Annotated in this window: 17 protein-coding genes; 8 read left to right on the top strand and 9 right to left on the bottom strand. The window is 74.9% G+C overall.

Translation table 11 applies throughout. The features are described from left to right. Positions 1–259: 259 nt before the first annotated feature. The gene (gene moeZ, locus PKE99_RS19855) at positions 260–1432 is read right to left on the bottom strand and encodes an adenylyltransferase/sulfurtransferase MoeZ (protein WP_037042818.1); all 1173 of its coding nucleotides are present in this window, start codon (positions 1430–1432) and stop codon (positions 260–262) included. Between the two features lie 22 nt (positions 1433–1454). Beyond that, positions 1455–2510 (bottom strand): alpha/beta fold hydrolase, encoded by a 1056-nt coding sequence (locus PKE99_RS19850; RefSeq protein WP_231498116.1) that lies wholly within the window; start codon positions 2508–2510, stop codon positions 1455–1457. A gap of 174 nt (positions 2511–2684) precedes the next feature. Here PKE99_RS19850 and PKE99_RS19845 point away from each other — a divergent pair, with 174 nt between their 5' ends. From PKE99_RS19845 to PKE99_RS19835, 3 genes are all read left to right on the top strand, one after another. Continuing rightward, positions 2685–3614 carry a DUF8832 domain-containing protein gene (locus PKE99_RS19845; RefSeq protein ID WP_037042820.1) on the top strand — a complete coding sequence of 310 codons (930 nt, stop codon included), beginning with the start codon at positions 2685–2687 and terminating at the stop codon, positions 3612–3614. After that, entirely contained in the window at positions 3611–5995 is a 2385-nt protein-coding gene (locus PKE99_RS19840; protein ID WP_051737049.1) for a heavy metal translocating P-type ATPase, read from the top strand. The genes PKE99_RS19845 and PKE99_RS19840 overlap by 4 nt, the downstream gene beginning before the upstream one ends. Before the next feature lie 112 nt (positions 5996–6107). Further along, positions 6108–6764, top strand: a complete 657-nt coding sequence (locus tag PKE99_RS19835; RefSeq protein ID WP_051737050.1) for a TetR/AcrR family transcriptional regulator — start codon at positions 6108–6110, stop codon at positions 6762–6764. A gap of 165 nt (positions 6765–6929) precedes the next feature. Here the strand turns inward: PKE99_RS19835 and PKE99_RS19830 are convergent, their stop codons facing one another. Genes PKE99_RS19830 through PKE99_RS19820 form a run of 3 tightly spaced genes read right to left on the bottom strand, consistent with a single transcriptional unit; the run spans position 6930 to position 9615 of the window. Then, positions 6930–7817: an alpha/beta fold hydrolase gene (locus PKE99_RS19830; RefSeq protein ID WP_037042824.1), complete on the bottom strand. Its 888-nt coding sequence runs from the start codon at positions 7815–7817 to the stop codon at positions 6930–6932. Then, the gene (locus PKE99_RS19825) at positions 7814–8719 is read right to left on the bottom strand and encodes an AurF N-oxygenase family protein (protein WP_037042826.1); all 906 of its coding nucleotides are present in this window, start codon (positions 8717–8719) and stop codon (positions 7814–7816) included. Before PKE99_RS19825 ends, PKE99_RS19830 begins: the two co-directional genes overlap by 4 nt. Next, on the bottom strand, positions 8716–9615 hold the full coding sequence (locus PKE99_RS19820; protein WP_063739691.1) for an SDR family NAD(P)-dependent oxidoreductase: 900 nt from the start codon (positions 9613–9615) through the stop codon (positions 8716–8718). Before PKE99_RS19820 ends, PKE99_RS19825 begins: the two co-directional genes overlap by 4 nt. 62 nt (positions 9616–9677) lie before the next feature. Between PKE99_RS19820 and PKE99_RS19815 the strand changes: the two genes are divergently transcribed. Next, on the top strand, positions 9678–10391 hold the full coding sequence (locus tag PKE99_RS19815) for a TetR family transcriptional regulator (protein ID WP_231498117.1): 714 nt from the start codon (positions 9678–9680) through the stop codon (positions 10389–10391). Then, a complete protein-coding gene (locus PKE99_RS19810) occupies positions 10381–10773 on the top strand; it encodes a DUF4873 domain-containing protein (RefSeq protein ID WP_081923918.1) in 393 nt (130 codons plus the stop codon). Before PKE99_RS19815 ends, PKE99_RS19810 begins: the two co-directional genes overlap by 11 nt. A gap of 88 nt (positions 10774–10861) precedes the next feature. Here PKE99_RS19810 and PKE99_RS19805 read toward each other — a convergent pair whose 3' ends face one another. Both PKE99_RS19805 and PKE99_RS19800 read right to left on the bottom strand, forming a co-directional pair. Then, a complete protein-coding gene (locus tag PKE99_RS19805; RefSeq protein WP_037042828.1) occupies positions 10862–11086 on the bottom strand; it encodes a DUF3107 domain-containing protein in 225 nt (74 codons plus the stop codon). Positions 11087–11220: 134 nt separating this feature from the next. Further along, positions 11221–11937, bottom strand: a complete 717-nt coding sequence (locus tag PKE99_RS19800; RefSeq protein ID WP_081923919.1) for a ferritin-like fold-containing protein — start codon at positions 11935–11937, stop codon at positions 11221–11223. A gap of 291 nt (positions 11938–12228) precedes the next feature. On the opposite strand from PKE99_RS19800, the gene PKE99_RS19795 reads away from it, so the two are divergent. Both PKE99_RS19795 and PKE99_RS19790 read left to right on the top strand, forming a co-directional pair. Continuing rightward, positions 12229–14010, top strand: coding sequence for a DEAD/DEAH box helicase (locus PKE99_RS19795; protein ID WP_271214898.1), 1782 nt, complete (start codon positions 12229–12231; stop codon positions 14008–14010). Positions 14011–14031: 21 nt separating this feature from the next. After that, complete coding sequence (locus PKE99_RS19790) at positions 14032–15270, top strand: Rv3212 family protein (protein ID WP_156067340.1); 1239 nt, start codon at positions 14032–14034, stop codon at positions 15268–15270. Here PKE99_RS19790 and PKE99_RS19785 read toward each other — a convergent pair. Then, the gene (locus PKE99_RS19785) at positions 15267–16094 is read right to left on the bottom strand and encodes an aldo/keto reductase (RefSeq protein ID WP_037042832.1); all 828 of its coding nucleotides are present in this window, start codon (positions 16092–16094) and stop codon (positions 15267–15269) included. The genes PKE99_RS19790 and PKE99_RS19785 overlap by 4 nt on opposite strands. Before the next feature lie 113 nt (positions 16095–16207). On the opposite strand from PKE99_RS19785, the gene PKE99_RS19780 reads away from it, so the two are divergent. Further along, entirely contained in the window at positions 16208–17059 is an 852-nt protein-coding gene (locus PKE99_RS19780) for an ABC transporter permease (protein WP_051737051.1), read from the top strand. A gap of 153 nt (positions 17060–17212) precedes the next feature. Here PKE99_RS19780 and PKE99_RS19775 read toward each other — a convergent pair whose 3' ends face one another. Next, complete coding sequence (locus PKE99_RS19775; protein WP_051737052.1) at positions 17213–17524, bottom strand: hypothetical protein; 312 nt, start codon at positions 17522–17524, stop codon at positions 17213–17215. Between the last annotated feature and the right edge of the window lie 174 nt (positions 17525–17698).

Raw genomic sequence — 17698 nt, 5'->3', positions numbered from 1 at the left:
GGATGATCACCTGCCGCCGGGGAACGAGATGCTACGGCGCGGGATCCTACGACCGTCCTCATCGGAGCGGAGCCGCTCACGGGGGGTCAGCGACGCGGCCGCGACGCTGCTCCGTTCCGCGCGCCACCGACACCCGGTCGCCTCGAGTTGATCACGGTCCGCGACGCCCGCGGGAGCACCGAGAAGCCCCGGAAATACGGCACCGCCCGGTCCGGTGAAAACCGGGCCGGGCGGTGTGAGCCGAATGCGGCGGGTGGGATCAGTAGGTCGGCTTGTCCGGCTCGACCTGCTTCACCCAGGCCAGGACGCCGCCGCCGACGTGCACGGCGTCGGCGAAGCCGGCCTTGTGCAGCACCGCGAGGGCCTCGGCGGAACGGGCGCCGGACTTGCAGTGCAGCACGATCGGCTTGTCCTGCGGCAGCTCGGACAGCACCTCACCCGACAGGATCCTGTCCTTCGGGATCAGGGTGGCGCCGGGGATGTTGACGATGTCCCACTCGTTCTGCTCGCGGACGTCGATCAGCGCGAAGTCCTTGCCCGCGTCGATCATCTCCTTGAGCTCGAGCGCGGTGATCGTGTTGCCGGCCGCGGCCTGCTGCGCGTCGTCGGACACGGTCCCGCAGAACGCCTCGTAGTCGATCAGCTCGGTGATCTTCGGAGTGTCCGGGTCCTTGCGCACCTTGACCTGGCGGTAGGTCATCTCGAGGGCGTCGTAGATGACCAGCCGGCCGAGGATCGGCTCGCCGATGCCGGTGATCAGCTTGATGGCCTCGTTGACCATGATCGAGCCGATCGACGCGCACAGCACGCCCAGCACGCCACCCTCGGCGCACGACGGCACCATGCCGGGGGGCGGTGGCTCCGGGTAGAGGTCGCGGTAGTTGAGGCCCTGCCCGTTGGGGGCGTCCTCCCAGAACACCGACGCCTGGCCCTCGAACCGGAAGATCGAGCCCCACACGTACGGCTTGCCGGACAGCACCGCGGCGTCGTTCACCAGGTACCGGGTGGCGAAGTTGTCCGTGCCGTCCAGGATCAGGTCGTAGTCGGCGAAGATCTCCAGCACGTTGGACGAGTCCAGCCGCGTCTGGTGCAGGCGCACCTCGACGTACGGGTTGACCTCCTTGATGGAGTCCCGCGCCGACTCGGCCTTCGAGCGCCCGACGTCCGACTGGCCGTGGATGATCTGGCGCTGCAGGTTCGACGCGTCGACCTCGTCGAACTCGACGATCCCGAGCGTGCCCACACCCGCGGCCGCCAGGTACAGCAGCGCGGGCGAACCCAGCCCGCCGGCGCCCACGACCAGCACCTTCGCGTTCTTCAGTCGCTTCTGACCGGCCATCCCGACGTCCGGGATGATCAGGTGGCGGCTGTACCGCTCCACCTCGTCCTTGGTCAGTTCGGCGGCCGGCTCCACGAGCGGCGGTAGCGCCATGTCCACAACTCCCTGCGCATCTTCAGCGGTCCCTTGCCGCAACACGTCCGTCGCCGGACATGTTCCCATCCCCGAGCGAGTCCCAGAACGCCCCGACGGCGGCGGCGACCCGGTCCGGGGTCTCGATCTGTGCGATGTGCCCCACGCCGTCGAGCATCACGAGGCGTCCGTCGGGGAACGTGCGGGCCGTCCGCACCGCGAGCCGGGGCGCGACGAGCCGGTCCCGGTCGCCCCACAGCACCAGCGTGGGAACCGGGACACGCGCGGCGGCGCGCCACAGCCCTGGCCCCATCCAGCTGCGGAACATCCCGAACGCGGTCCGGTCGATCGCCCGCCCGGCCCACGGCTGGCGACCCCGGGCGCGGATCTCCTCGGCCGTCTCCTCCAGCCGTACGTCCGTGGCCCGGGTGGGGTCGCCGAAGCAGAGCCGCATCGTCGCCTCGGCACGGGCCCGCGGGGTCATCGCGGCGAGCTGGGCACGGGCCCTGCTGCCCAGGCCGGGGATCCAGGCCAGGGCCATCCGCGGGTCGGACATCCGCCGGGGGTCCGGCCGCCGGTCCGGCATCGCGGGCGAGACGAGCGTGAGCGTGCGCACCAGCTCCGGCCGCCGGGCGGCGACGAGCATCGCGACGACGCCGCCGAGCGAGTTCCCCAGCAGGTGCACCGGACGGCCCCGGCCGGCGAGCCAGCACAGCAGCGCGTCCGCGTGCCCGGCGGGACTGTAGTCGCAGGACGGAACCGGCTCCGTGTAGCCGAACCCCGGCAGGTCGACGGCGGTGCCCGCGACCCGCGGCGCGAGCAGGCCCGCGATGTCCGTCCAGTTGGTGGCCGAGCCGGAGAGTCCGTGCACGTAGACGGCGTCCGCCCCGACGGTCGCAGGCCCTCCCTCCGGCCCGCCCCTCGGCGTCTCCCGCACGTGCAGCGTCACGCCGCCCGCCGTGACGTGCCGTCCCGGCCAGGCCGGCAGGTGCGCCGGCAGCGGGGGCAGCGTGCCGGGGTCACCGGGGTCGCCCATCGGCGCCCGCGACGACGCCGGGGCGAACCGCGGGTGAACGAGCGGCAGCGAGAGAGAGACCACGTGTCGAGGATGGCAAGAACGGCGGGCCTCCGGCCACTCCCGACCGTCGCACCGCCGTCGAGGCTGGTCAGCGGGCCCGTGACGCACCCCACCCCGGCCCCCGGGTCCGGCGACGCATACCCCCCGCTGGTATCTTCGACCTGCCGGGCGGAAGGTCGGCGGAAGGAAGAGGGCATGCTCACGGCGGTACGTCTCGGGACCTACGTCGGGGTTCTCGGCGTGGTCTTCGGTGCGGCGTGGGGCGCGGGCTCGCTCGCCCGGCCCTCCGTCGCCCCCACCACGCCGGCCGCCGTCACGGCCGAGAGTCCCGCGGGCGCCCACACCGGCATGGACATGGGCTCCGGCACCACGGAGGCCCGCGCGGGCACGGACGGCCTGGCCGCCACCGCGGGCGGGTACACGCTCGTTCCCGCGACCACGGCGCTCGCCGCCGAGCGCTCGTCCGACCTCGCCTTCGCCGTCACCGGGCCGGACGGGCGGGCGGTCACCGCCTTCACCCCGCGGGAAGACGGCTCGGCGCTGCGGCTGCTCGTCGTCCGGCGGGACGGCGCGGGCCTGCAGGTCGCCCACCCCGAGATGACGGCGGACGGCACGTGGCGCGCTCCCGTCCGGCTGCCCACCGCCGGGACCTGGCGGATCCTCGCCGAGTTCACCCCGGAGGGCGGCACGCCGACCGTGCTGGGCACGGACGTCTTCGCGCCGGGGGACTTCGCTCCGCTGGAGTTCCCGGTCGCGCGGGCCGCCCAGGTCGGCGGCTACCAGGTGCGCATCGACGGCGACCTGCGCGCCGGTGCGGAGTCGGCCGTCTTCGCGACGGTGAGCCTCGACGGGCGGGCCGTCACCGACCTCGAACCGGAGCGCGGAGCCTTCGGCGACCTCGTCGCGCTGCGCGCCGGCGACCTGGCCTACACCCCGGTCACCGCGCAGACCCGCGCGGAACCCGGCGACCGGTCCGGCCCGGGCATCGCGTTCACGACCACTGTTCCGACGGAGGGGACCTACCGCCTCTTCCTCCGGTTCCGGCACGCGGGTGAGATCCACACGGTGGACTTCACCGTCCCGACGACCGGCGCCGCCACGACCACGACGGGAGGTGCCCGATGAGCGCGCCGACCACCCCGGGGGCCGGCACGGGCAGCGCTCCCGACCTGCGGATCGAGCTCGCGATCGGCGGCATGACGTGCGCGTCCTGCGCCAACCGGGTCGAGCGCAAGCTCAACAAGATGGACGGCGTCACGGCGTCGGTGAACTATGCGACCGAGAAGGCGACGGTCAGCTACGCCGAGGGCGTCACGCCGGAGGAGCTGGTCGCCACCGTCGAGGCCGCCGGGTACACCGCCGAGCTGCCCGCGCCGCCCGCCGCGGCGGAGGAGCGCGAGGACCCGGCCGCGCGGCACGCCCGCGACCTGCGGAACCGGCTGACGGTCAGCGCCGTGCTGGCGATCCCGGTGATCGTGCTCGCGATGGTCCCGGCCCTGCAGTTCACCTACTGGCAGTGGATCTCGCTGACGCTGGCGGCGCCCGTCGTCGTGTGGGGGGCGCTGCCCTTCCACCGGGCGACCTGGACGAACCTGCGGCACGGCGCCGCGACCATGGACACGCTCGTCTCGCTGGGCACGCTCGCCGCGCTGGCCTGGTCGTTGTACGCGCTGCTGTGGGGCGGGGCGGGTGTGCCGGGCATGCGGCACCCGTTCGAGCTCACCGTCGCCCCCGGCGGCGGCGCCGACGCGATCTACCTCGAGGTCGCGGCCGGCGTCACGATGTTCATCCTGGCGGGCCGATACTTCGAGGCCCGTTCCAAGCGCACCGCCGGGGCCGCGCTGCGCGCCCTGCTCGAGCTCGGCGCCCGCGAGGTGTCCGTGCTCCGCGGCGACACGGAGATCCGGGTCCCGGTCGAGCAGCTGAAGGTCGGGGACCGGTTCGTGGTCCGGCCCGGCGAGAAGGTCGCCACGGACGGCGAGGTCGAGGAGGGGACGTCGGCCGTCGACGTCTCGATGATCACCGGCGAGTCCGTGCCGGCCGAGGTCTCCCCCGGTTCCGGCGTGGTCGGCGGGTGCGTGAACTCAGGCGGCCGGCTGGTCGTGCGGGCGACCCGGGTCGGCGCCGACACCCAGCTCGCCCGGATGGCCGCGCTCGTCGAGGAGGCCCAGAACGGCAAGGCGGCCGTCCAGCGGCTGGCCGATCGGATCTCCGGCGTCTTCGTGCCGATCGTGATCGCGCTGGCCGTCGGCACCCTGGGGTTCTGGCTGGGCACCGGGGCCGGCGCCACGGCCGCGTTCACCGCCGCCGTCGCGGTGCTGATCATCGCCTGCCCCTGTGCGCTCGGCCTGGCCACGCCCACGGCGCTGCTGGTCGGGACCGGGCGGGGCGCCCAGCTCGGCGTGCTCATCAAGGGCCCGGAGGTCCTCGAGTCCACCCGCCGCGTCGACACCGTGGTCCTGGACAAGACCGGCACGGTGACGAGCGGGCGGATGCGCCTGCTGGAGGTGCACCCCGCCGGGCGGGAGACCGTGGAGCAGGTGCTGCGGCTGGCCGCGGCGGTCGAGGACGGCTCCGAGCACCCCGTCGCGCACGCGGTCGCCGCGGCCGGGCGCGAACGGTTCGGCGGGCTGCCCGGCGTCTCGGACTTCGAGAACCGGCCCGGGCTCGGTGTGCAGGGCGTGGTGGCGGAGCTCGCGCAGCTCCCCGGCCTGCCCGCCCCACTCCGGGCCGCCACCGGCACGTCCCCGATCACGCCGGCGGGCGGCGCCGGCCGGGTCGTGGCACACGCGGTCCTGGTCGGGCGGCCCGCGCTGCTCGCCGAGTACGGCATCGAGCTGCCGCCCGAGCTGGTCGAGGCCCGCGAGCGGGCCGAGGCGGCCGGACGGACCGCGGTGTGCGTGAGCTGGGACGGCCGGGCGCGCGGCGTGCTCGTGGTGGCGGACTCGCTCAAGCCGACCAGCGCCGAGGCCGTCCGGCGGCTGCGCGACCTCGGGCTGACTCCGATCCTGCTCACCGGCGACAACGAGGCCGCGGCCCGCTCCGTGGCCGCGGAGGCCGGGATCGACCCGGCGGACGTGATCGCCGACGTGCTGCCCGAGGAGAAGGTCGCCGCCGTGCGCCGGCTGCAGGCCGAGGGCCGCTCGGTCGCGATGGTCGGCGACGGCGTGAACGACGCCGCCGCCCTCGCCACCGCCGACCTCGGGCTCGCGATGGGCACCGGGACGGACGTGGCGATCGAGGCGAGCGACCTGACCCTCGTGCGCGGCGACCTGCTCGCGGCGGTCGACGCGATCCGGCTGGCCCGCCGCACCCTCGGCACCATCCGCGGCAACCTGTTCTGGGCGTTCGCCTACAACGTCGCGGCCCTCCCCCTGGCCGCGCTCGGGCTGCTCAACCCGATGATCGCGGGGGCCGCGATGGCGTTCAGCTCGGTGTTCGTGGTCGCCAACAGCTTGCGGTTGCGCGGTTTCCGCAGCGTCGTCGCGGGGCACGGCCAGGGGTAGGTCGGCGCCCGCCGGTGACGCGCCGCACGTTTCGCGGCACGCGTCGTCCCACGTACGTGGCTACCGGCGGGTAAGGTGACCCGGCACGACAGCGGTACCGAAGGGGAGCACGATGAGCGAGGCGGCAACGGCGGCGTCCGGACCGACCCACATGCCCGCGCGCGGGACCCGGCTCTCGCGGAGCGCCCGCCGGGCCCAGCTCCTGGTGGCGGCGCGGGACGTGTTCGCGGCCCAGGGCTACCACGCGGCGGCGATGGACGACATCGCCGAGAAGGCCGGGGTCAGCAAGCCGGTCCTCTACCAGCACTTCCCCGGCAAGCTCGAGCTCTACCGGGCCCTGCTCACGACGTACGCGGACGAGCTGGTCAACCGGGTGCGGGAGGCCATCAACCACACCCAGGACAACCGCGAGCGCGTGCACGCCGCGGTGGCGGCCTACTTCGACTTCGTGGCCGGCGAGGGCCACGCCTACCGGCTGGTCTTCGAGTCGGACCTGCGCGGCGAGCCCGAGGCCGCGGCATTGGTCGACGGCGCCCTCACCAAGTGCATCGACGCCGTCGCGGCCGTCGTCACCGAGGACGCGGGGATCGACGGCGAGCGGGCCCGGCTGCTGGCCGTCGGCCTCGTCGGGCTGAGCCAGGTCACCGCGCAGTACTGGCTCGACTCCGAGCAGACGATCCCGCGGGACGAGGCGGTCGCGCTGATGTCCGCCCTGGCGTGGAAGGGACTGGCGGGCTTCCCGCTGGTCCACGAGCAGGCCGCGCAGTAGTCCTGCGCCGCAGCCCTGCGCAGTAGGTCTGCGCAGTAGCTCTGCGCGCCGGCCGGCCCCGGGGACCGGCCGCCCTGAGAGCCCCGGGGCGGCCGGTCGGCCGGGCCGCCCGACCGGCGCGACGCCGGCGGGGGCACGCCAGGCGCCGCGACGATCGGACGACGTTCAGGCGGCCCGGGTCCCGGCCGCGGTCCGCGCCAGCGCGGCGATCCGGCCCGCCACGCCCGCGGTGCGCTCGACGGGCAGCATGTGCCCGGCGTCGGGGAAGACCGTCAGCTGGGCCGCGGGCAGGCCCTCCCGGATCCGCCGGGAGTAGCGCGGCGGGGTGAGCCGGTCCCGCGTCCCGACCATGACGTGCGCCGGGACCCGCGAGTACAGGGCCAGGGCGGCGTCGCGCTCGTGCGCCTCCAGCGTGGGCCGGAAGCCGGAGACGGTCAACGGCCGGCACTCGGAGACCGAGGCCGTGGTGATCCGCAGCGCCTGCCTGCCGGCGTCGGGCCCGAGGAGCAGCCAGCGCATGGCCGGCGACAGCAGCTTCGGGTGCCGGCTCAGCGCCCGGCGGGTGGACCAGCCCTTCGACGCGTACAGCTTCTTCTCCGCCGCCCGCACCAGCTCGAACGCCGCCGACGGCATGCCGAAGGTCTGCCCGCCCAGTCCACCGCTCGCCGTCGCGACCAGGGCCAGGCCCGCCACCCGGTCCTCGACCAGGTCGGGATGGCGGTCGGCGAGGGCCATCGTGGTCATGCCGCCCATCGAGTGCCCGGCCAGCACCAGTGGGCCGCGGGGCGCGACCTGCCCGATCAGCGCGGCCAGGTCGTCGGCCAGCTGGTCGAGCGTCATCGTCGCGGGGTCGACGGCGCCGGAGCGGCCGTGCCCGCGATGGTCGTAGCGGACGACGCGGACGTCGCCGGCCGCCAGCGACTCGGCGACGGGTGCCCAGCACCGCTCGTCGAGGGTCCAGCCGTGCGCGAGCACCACCGTGACCGGGGCGTCGGCCCGGCCGGACTCGACGACGTGCAGCGGCGTGCCGTCGGCGCCCTGAACGGTCGTCATACGAGGTACGCCTTCTTCCACAGCAGCTCGGTCGGGCCGCCGATCAGGCCCTGGTCGCGCAGGAACTCGACGCACTTGGCCGCCGACCAGCGCAGCGACTCCTGCCAGTGCGGGTTCGCCAGCGCGGCCTTCCGGCCGATCTCGGGGTCGATCCCGACGGACGCGTAGACGTCCGGGTGGATCAGGTTCCGCGCCACGACGAACGCGATGCGGGCCAGCAGGTAGCGGCCGATCTCGCGCTGTGCCCGGGTGGTCCTCGGCATGATCCGCTGCAGCTCCTCGCGGGCGTAGCGGACGTGCCGGGCCTCCTCGGTCACGTGGATCCGGTTGACCATCCGGGTCAGCGGCTGCACCGTCTCGTCGCGCATCGACTCGCGCTGGAAGCGGTCCAGGATCTCCTCGACGAACAGGGTGCCGCCGAACATCGCCGGGCCGTAGCCGACCGTCTTGAACAGGCGACCCAGGTTGTGGGTCAGCCCCGACGGCGCGTAGTCCGGCACGCCGTACCGCTCGGTCATCTTCGCGAACATGATCGAGTGCCGGCACTCGTCGGCGATCTCGGTGAGCGCGTACTGGATGTGCGCACGGCGCGGGTCGCGGTCGTAGGCGTAGCGCAGCAGCATCTGCATCAGGATGATCTCGAACCACAGCCCGATGCGGGCCACGCTGCAGACCTCGTGGATCGTCAGCGTGCGGCGCTGCTCCTCGGTCAGCCCGTCCCACAGCGCGGTGCCGTGGAGCGACGACCGGTGCGGCGGGATGCCCCACAGCCCGTCGACCAGCGGGGCGTCCCAGTCGATGTCCAGGTGCGGCTCGTAGGACTTCTCTACCGAGGACCTCAGCAGCCGCTCGGCCGTGGCCTCGCGGTCCTGCACCGGCTTGCGCACGGCGGGGGCGGTCATGACGCGCTCCTCTCGGGGGTGCGGTCGGCGGTGGTCACGGCGGGGACGGCCCGCCCGGTGAACCGGCGGATCAGGCCCGCGGCGACCGGGGAGGAGTCGAAGCGGCCCGCGGCGGCCTGCTGCCGGATCCGCCGGACGACGCCGCGGCCCAGCAGTCCGGGCGCGTGCCGGCCGACCCACAGCTCGGCCTGGCCGGCGAGGGTGCCGGCGGTGTCGCGCGGCGGCCGCGGCGCGGCGAGCGCCCCGACGACGGTGCGCACGATGTCCTCGACCTCCTCGCGGCGGACCTGGCCCTCGAGCGACAGCCCGACCTCCCGGCCGGCCTCGTGGATCGGGGTCCGCACGTAGCCGGGGTAGACGGTCGTGACGTGCAGGCCGGTGCCGTCCTGCGCGTAGCCGTACTCGAGGCGCAGCGCGTCGGCGTAGGCGGACATCCCCCGCTTCGCCACGCTGTAGGCCGACAGGAAGGGCAGGGTGACGTAGGCCAGCTCGCTGGCCACGAACACCACGCGGCCCTTGCCCGGCCCGTCGAGCAGCGCGGGCAGCGCCGCGCTGGTGACCCGCCAGGCGCCGAGCAGGTTCGTGTCGATGACCTTCAGCGCGTCGGGCTCGAGGGGGCCGCCGGCGTCGTTCGGGATGCCGATGCCCGCGTAGTGGACGACGGCGTCGAGGCCGCCGAGGGTGCGGACCGCCTCCGCCACGGTCCGCTCCACCGCCTGCGGGTCGGTGATGTCGCAGGCGAGCACGCCGTCACCCGCACTCCGGTCGAGGCCGACCACCCGCGCGCCCTGCTCGCGCAGCCGCGCGACCGTGGGGGCGCCGAACCCGCCCGCGGCACCGGTGACCAGCACCCGTGTTCCCGCCGGGACCGTGCCCCGGGTCCTCCTGAGCGACACCCGCCCGCTCCTCTCCGTCGAGACGCTTGCTGTTACCGCCGGTAACTGTTACCACTGGTAACGTGCCGCAGAACGACGGACCTGTCAAGAGGAACGCCCGCGACCGCCGCGCCGCGCGCCGCGCGGAGATGGTCGAGGCGGCCATGGCGGCCGTCCGCGAGCACGGCGCGGCCGTGTCGGTGGCCGAGATGGCGGCGAGCGCCGGGATCACCAAGCCCGTGCTCTACCGCTACTTCGACGATCGCGCCGACCTGCAGCGCGCCGTCGGCCTGCGCGCGGCGGAGTGGCTCATGGAGCGGATGGCCCCCGCGCTCGCCGCGGACACCGGGCCGCAGCACCAGATCGCCGCCGTGATCGACGCGTTCCTCGCCGGCATCGAGGAGGAGCCCGAGCTCTGGCGGTTCGTGGTGCACAACCCGGCCGAACGCCAACCGGGCACGGAGATCGTCGAGGACGTCCGCGAGCAGATCGCGCGGCTGCTCGCCCAGCTGATCGGTGCGAAGCTGCGCTCCGCCGGGAGGGACTCGGGCGCGGCGGAGGCCTGGGCGCACGGCCTGGTCGGGATGGTGCAGAGCGCCGGCGACTGGTGGCTCGAGCGCCGCACGATGAGCCGCGAGGACCTGACCCGCTACCTCACCGCGCTGATCTGGGACGGGGCCGCCGGGATCCTCGGCGACGCGCCCGCGGAGGCCGCGGCGGAGAGCCGCGACGAGACGGGCGAGGAGACCGCGCCCGTGCTGCACATCTTCCCGAAGGAGGCCGGCGATGGCGCGTGAGCAGGTGCTCACCACCGAGACCCACTCCCCCGAGCACGAGCACGAGCACGAGCACGAGCACGAGCACGAGCACGAGCACGACGAGGGCTACTCCGGCCCCGCCACGCTCACCGTCGCCGGCACACCCGTCGAGGTCCGGGTCCGGGTCGAGGCCCACACCGAGCCGCACGACGGGCAGCTCCACTGGTTCGGGCGTGTCGACCGGAACGAGGAGCTCTCGGCCCTGCTGGGCGGCAAGGCCGCGGACGTCCTGGTCGTCACCCCGAGGGGGCGGGCGGAGGGGCGGATCGGCGACGTCGACCTGTGGGACCGCTACCGGCTCACCGGCGTCGGCACCCCGCCGTTCCCGCTCGACGAGCCGCCCGCGCCGGACACGGACTGAATCCCCCGGACACACCAACGGCACTGACACACGAACGGCACTCCCGCGCCGCGGCGCGGGAGTGCCGTCCGGGAGCTGCGGGTGCCCGTCAGGCGCCGAAGCCGACCCGGGTCGCCGAGGACGGCGCGATCTCGACGTAGGAGATCCGGGCGGAGGGAACGACGTACTTGCGCCCCTTGTCGTCGACGAGCGTCAGCGTGCCGTCGCCGGCCTTGAGCGCCTCGCCGACGAGCTTCTCGACCTCGTCCGACGTCTGGTCGCTGGACACCACGAGCTCCCGCGGGCTCTCCGCGATGCCGATCTTGACCTCCACCGGGGACCTCCAGGTGACGTGCGGGTGGATGACTCTCTCTGCCTTCCCGGCGGGCGTGCGGGCCAACCGGCGCGGCCCAGGCTAGTCGAGCGCCGTGCCGCGGCCCGGCCGAGTCCGCCAGGGGCGAACGGCGATCACGACAGGCCGAGGGCGGACATGCGCTTGCCGTGGTTGCTCTGCAGGCGCTTGATCAGGGCGCCGATGCCCGCGATGTCGCCGGAGCCGCGGACGATGAAGTCCGCCAGCTCGTCCCGCTCGGCCACGATGTGCTGCGCCTGGGTGACCGCCTCGCCGAGCAGCCGGCGGCCCCACAGCGCCAGCCGGTCCCGGACCTGGCGGTTCGCCGCGCAGGCCGCGTGCACCTCGCGCTCGGCGAAGGCGCTGTGCCCGGTGTCGGCCAGCACCGTGCGGACCAGATCCGCGGTCGCCGGGTCGACCCAGCCGGCGACCTCGCGGTAGAAGTCCGCGGCCAGCCCGTCGCCCACGTAGGCCTTGACCAGCGACTCCAGCCAGGTCCGCGGGCGGGTGGTGGCGTGGTAGGCGTCCACCCCCGCGACGAACGGCGCCATGGCCTCCTCGACGGCCACGTCGAGCCCGCGCAGGTGGTCCTCGAGCAGCCGGAAGTGCCCCATCTCGGCGGCGGCCATCGCGGACAGCGCGGCGCGCCCGGTCAGCGTGGGGGCGGTGCGGGCGTCCTCCGCGAGGCGGTCGAAGGCCGAGAGCTCGCCGTAGGCCAGCGCCCCCAGCAGGTCGACGACGGCCGCGCGCGAGGTGGCGTCGAGAGGGGTGCGACCAGCGTTCTCGCCGGTCCCGACCGTGCTGCCGGCGCCGTCCGCGGCCTCGCCCGTCATGGTCGTCGAGCCTAGTCGTCCGGTCGGGTCGCCCGCCCGTCGGCGGTGCACGTCACCCCGGCGTGACGGCGGCGACGCTGACCCGGGCGGCACCCCCGGGGTATGATGCACGTGCGCGCAGCAGATCGGTCCGTGACCACAGGGGTCGTCGGGAACCGATGCGCAGCGCGGACCGACTGCGACACCCGCCGGGTAACGGGTCGGCGCCACCGGGCGCCCGACTCACCGGCGCGCAACACGACCTGGTGCGTACAGCGCCTCGACGGCTCTCCCACGCGGCTCCCCGAGCGCGTGGTCGACGAGCCGGTGCAGGGCTCCTGTACGCGGAGAGAGGCGATTTCACTGTCCGTCCAGAACGAGACCCCCGAGACCACCGAACCGAACACCGCGCCGGCGCCGGCCGAGACGGTCGACGCCGACGCCACCGAGGAGGCGCACCCGCTGCAGGCGGGCGCCCCGGTCAAGCCCGAGGCCCCCACCTTCGCCGAGCTGGGCGTCCGCCCCGAGATCGTGCGGGCGCTGGCCGAGGCCGGCATCGAGCGCACCTTCGCGATCCAGGAGCTCACCCTCCCGCTGGCCCTGGCCGGCGAGGACGTGATCGGCCAGGCCCGCACCGGCATGGGCAAGACGCTGGGCTTCGGCGTCCCGCTGCTGCAGCGCGTCACGCCGCCGTCCGAGCAGCCGGCCGCGACCGCCGAGGGCGAGGCCGCGGACCGGGAGAAGGACGTCCCGCAGGCCCTCGTCGTCGTCCCGACGCGCGAGCTGTGCGTGCAGGTCGCGCAGGACCTGGCCGACGCCGGCAAGCACCTCGGCATCCGGGTCACCGCCATCTACGGCGGCCGGGCCTACGAGCCGCAGCTCGCCGCGCTGCGCAAGGGCGTCGACGTGGTCGTCGGCACGCCCGGCCGGCTGCTCGACCTCGCCGAGCAGCGGCACCTCGTCCTCGGCCGGGTCACGGCCCTGGTCCTCGACGAGGCCGACGAGATGCTCGACCTGGGCTTCCTGCCCGACGTCGAGCGGATCATGCGGATGCTGCCGGACGAGCGGCACACGATGCTCTTCTCGGCGACCATGCCGGGCCCGATCATCCAGCTCTCCCGCACCTTCCTCACGCGTCCCACGCACATCCGGGCGGAGGAGGCGGACCAGGGCTCGGTCCACGAGCGCACCAAGCAGTTCGTCTACCGCGCGCACGCGATGGACAAGGTCGAGCTGGTCACCCGGGTGCTGCAGGCCCGCGAGCGCGGCCTCACGATGATCTTCGCCCGGACCAAGCGCACCGTGCAGCGCGTCGCGGACGACCTGGCCGAGCGCGGGTTCGCCGCCGCGGCCGTGCACGGCGACCTGGGCCAGGGCGCCCGCGAGCAGGCGCTGCGCGCGTTCCGCTCGGGCAAGGTGGACGTGCTGGTCGCCACGGACGTCGCGGCCCGCGGCATCGACGTCACGGACGTCACGCACGTCATCAACTACCAGTGCCCCGAGGACACCAAGACCTACGTCCACCGGATCGGCCGCACCGGCCGCGCCGGCAAGGAGGGCGTGGCGGTCACCCTCGTCGACTGGGACGAGATCCCGCGCTGGAAGCTCGTCTCCGAGGAGCTGGACCTGGGGATCGACGAGCCGGTCGAGACCTACTCCACCTCGGACCACCTGTACTCCGACCTCGACGTCCCCACGGACGTGACCGGCCGGCTGCCGCTGAGCAAGCGCACCCGCGCGGGCCTCGACGCGGAGTACGTCGACACCGAGGGCGACCACGGCGGCCGCAAGCGCAAGGGCCGCGAGGAGCGGACCGCCAAGCCGCGTCGCGAGCGTCAGCGCACCCGGCGCCGCAACGGCGTCCCGGTCGCGGGTCCCGCCGGGGCCCGCCCGGCGGCCGAGGAGGGCGCCGAGCCCGCCGACGCGCCCGCCGAGGTCGACGAGGCGGCCACCGGCACGGACGGCGAGGACCCGGCCAAGCCGCGCCGCCGCCGTCGTCGCGGTGGTCGCCGCCGCTCCGGGGGCGAGGGCGGCACCGCCACCACCACCGAGGGCGGCGCCGAGCGCGCCGAGCCGGACGCCGCGGCCAGCTGAGCCGCCGGTAGGTTCGGCCGGGTGCTGCGCGCCCGACGAGACGTTCCGGTACGCCGCCGCCGCGGGGATCTCGCGGCGGCGGCGTTCCTCGTTCTCGTGCTGGTCGTGGTCGCCGTCGTCTACGGGACGCGCAGCCCGGCGGCCGAGACCGGGTCCGTCCCGGCCACGGCACCGGGCGCGGCCCCCGCGGCGGCCACCGCCGTGCCCGCCGGGTTCGCGGAGGCCTGGCGCGCGGCGAGCGGCGCCGCGCCCGTCCCCGTCGTCGTCGGTCCGGGGGTCGTGACGGCGGACGGCGGGACCGTCGTCGGGCGGGACGCGACCACGGGTGCCGAACGCTGGCGGTACACCCGGGACCGCCCGCTGTGTACGGTCGCCGAGGGCTTCGGCCGGGCCCTCGCCCTCTACCAGGACGACTCCGGCGAGTGGTGCAGCGAGCTGACCGCGCTAGACGCGGACCTCGGCACCCGCGGGCCGGCCGCGAACCTCGACGTCCGGCCCGGCGCGCGCCTGCTCGCCGCCGGCAGTGTGGTGTCGGCCAACAGCCGGGACTACATCGAGACGATGCGGTCGGACCTGGTCACGACCGCCCAGTACGGCGCCGTCGTCGCGCCCGCCCAGCCGGGCCGACAGCCGCGGCCGGGGTGCAGCTACACCTCGCTCGCCCTGGGCAGCGGGCGGCTCGGCGTGATCGAGAACTGCGCCGCCGACAGCGGAGACCGGCTCACCGTGCTGCGCCCGGACGGCTCCGGCGACGCCGACACCCCGAACGTCGAGTTCTCGACGCAGCTCTCCGCCCGCGGTGCGCAGCTGCTCGCGGTGTCGGTGGACCGGGAGGCCGTGCTGCTGCCGGGGCCGCCGGAACTGCAGATCCTCGACCGCAGCGGCAACCAGGTGGGCCTGATCGGGCTGGACGTCCCCGAGTCGGAGATCGCCCCGCCCGCGGACGGGATCGGCGCCACCGCGAGCGACACCGCCCGCACCTACTGGTGGAGCGGCTCGCGGACGATCGCGCTGGACCGGACCGGCCTCGCGCCCGTCTGGACGTTGCGCGGCACACTCGGTCCCGGCACGGCCTACGCGGGCGGCTGGCTGGTCCCCGTGCCGGCGGGGATCGCCGTCGTCGACCCGCTGCGCGGCACGGTCGAGCGGACGATCCCGGTGGACCGAGCCGGGTACACCGGGAAGGTCCTGCTCGCCGCGCAGGGCGGGATGCTCTACGAGCAGCGCGGCGGTGAGCTCGTGGCCCTGCGGCCGCTCTAGAACTCCTCGTAGGTCTCCGGGTCCTGGTCCCAGATCCGGCCGCGCTCGAGCGCGGACAGGGCCGCCATCTCGTCGTCGGAGAGCTCGAAGCCGAACAGGTCGAGGTTGGTGCGCTGCCGCTCCGGGTCCGCGGACTTCGGGATCGGCACCGCGCCGAGCTGCACGTGCCAGCGCAGGATCGCCTGCGCCGGGGTGACGCCGTGGGCCTCGGCAATGCGCACGACGGTCGGTTCGGCCAGCAGCTCGCCGCGGCCCATCGGGCTCCAGCTCTCGGTGACGACGCCGAGCTCGGCGTGCACCTCGCGCAGCGCGGCCTGCGGGAAGTACGGGTGCATCTCGACCTGGTTCATCGCCGGCACCACGCCGGTCTCGTCGACCAGCCGGCGCAGGTGGGCCTCGGTGAAGTTCGAGACGCCGATCGACCGGACCAGCCCCTCCTCGCGCAGCCGGATCATCGCCTTCCAGCTGTCCACGTACTTGTCCAGGCGCGGCAGCGGCCAGTGGACGAGGTAGAGGTCGACGTAGTCCAGGCCGAGGTTGTCGAGGGACTCCTGGAAGCCCTTGAGGGTCTCTTCGTAGCCGTGGTGGCGGCCGGCGAGCTTCGTCGCGACGAGGATCTCCTCACGCGGCAGGTCGTACTCGCGGACGGCGCGCCCGACCCCCTGCTCGTTCTCGTACCGCAGCGCGGTGTCGAGGAGCCGGTAGCCGGCGTCGAGGGCGGAGCTCGCGGTGGTCCGGGAGTCGTCGCCGGCGTGCGGGTAGGTGCCGAAGCCGACCGCCGGGACCTCGCGGCCGTCGAGCATCGTGAGCGAGGGGATCGTCATGGAACGACAGTATGTCAGGACAAAGATGGTCGCGAGACCTCGCGCGTCGTCAAGACTGACGATGCCCGCACAGTGGGCGAAACGGAGCAGCGCAGACGCCCGATGAGGGCAGCGTGACCACCTCGTTCCCGCGCTCCGCCACCCGCTCCGGCCGGCACGCCGCCCCCTCCCGCCCGGCCGCGTCGACCGGTGCCTGGGTCACCGGCCGGCACGCCCGGCCCACCACGCCGGCTGGTCTTCCGGAGATGCCGCCCGCCGCCCCCGCGCAGCCCGGCACGCCGCTGCGCTCGCGGACGCCGTACCCCCCTCGCCCCGCCGTCCCGACGCAGCGCACCAACGGGCAGTACCCGCTGCCGTCGCAGGCGGGTGGTGGGCGGATGCCGCGGCCGGTCGAGCCGGCCATGGCGCAGTACGGCCCCCACACCACCTCCGCGGCAATGGTCGCGGCCATGCCCGTCGCGCCCGCGGGTGCGTCGGCGGTGCACGCGGTCGGGTCGGGGGTGCACGCCGTCGGGTCGGCGGTGCATGCGGCCGGGTCGGCGAAGCCGGCGCCGGGGATGCCCGCGTCCGCGCCGGCGATGCTCGCCCCGAACCCGGCATGGATGTCCGCTCCGGTGCCCGCTCCGATGGTCGCGACGCCCGCCCGGGAGGCCCGCAACGGCCTCGGCCTGGCGGCCGTGGTCCTCGGTCCGATCGCGATCCTGTTCGGCCTGATCCCGCTGACCGGGTTCGTCGCGATCATCCTGGGGATCGTGGGCCTGGCCCTCGGGCTCGCCGGGGTCGGCCGGCTCCGCAAGGGCCGGGCCACCAACAAGATCGGCACGACGATCGGCGTCGCCCTGTCCGCGATCGGCCTGGCGATGGGGATCTACGGCATGGTCGTGCTCTTCCAGGCCACGAACCAGCTGGTCGACGACCTGAACAGCATTCCCGCACCGCCCTCGGTCTCCGTCCCGGCCACCTGATCCACCCCCTCCCTGCGCCACACCGGGCCGCAGGTGGTCGTGACCCCCGGCCGCAAGGGATGTGCGAGGCCCGCGACCGTGTGCGAGGTCCGCCCCGGGTGGGTCGAGTACCGAAGCAGGCGGCGCGACGGACCAACGAGCGGCACGAGCCGCTCAGAACAACCAGTACCCCCCGAGCACCGCGGCGGCGATCGCGATCGCCAGCCAGGCGGCGAGGGCGCCGCTGCGCCCGTCCCGCCGGTCCGCCACCACCTGCGCGACGACGGCGGCGGCCGCAGCCAGGCCGTGCCCGACGAGCATCCCCGTGCCCGGCCCCGCGGAGCCGGTCCGGGTGGTGAATGCCCAGCCCGCCAGGAGGACCACGAACAGCCCGACCAGCCCGGCGGCCAGGACCCCGGAGGTGCCGCGCAGCACGCGTCCGGGCAGGCCCCGGCCCCGGCGCGCCCGGGTCCGCGCGGCCGTCACGGGACCAGGTCGTCCCACGGCGCCGCCGCCGGCCCGGCGGCCTGCCCCTCGGGGCAGTGCCGGCGGACGTCGCACGCGGCGCACCGGGAGCCCGGGCGCGGCGGGAAGAGGGTGTCGGGGTCGCCGCCGGCGGCGAGCGCGTCGGCGGGGTGGGGGGGCTCGGGGGGGCCGCGC

This window comes from Pseudonocardia halophobica, from assembly GCF_027922425.1.
Taxonomy (GTDB): Bacteria; Actinomycetota; Actinomycetes; order Mycobacteriales; family Pseudonocardiaceae; genus Pseudonocardia; species Pseudonocardia halophobica.
The sequence above is the reverse complement of the archived record's forward strand: the minus strand, read 5'-3'. Positions and strand labels throughout refer to the sequence as shown.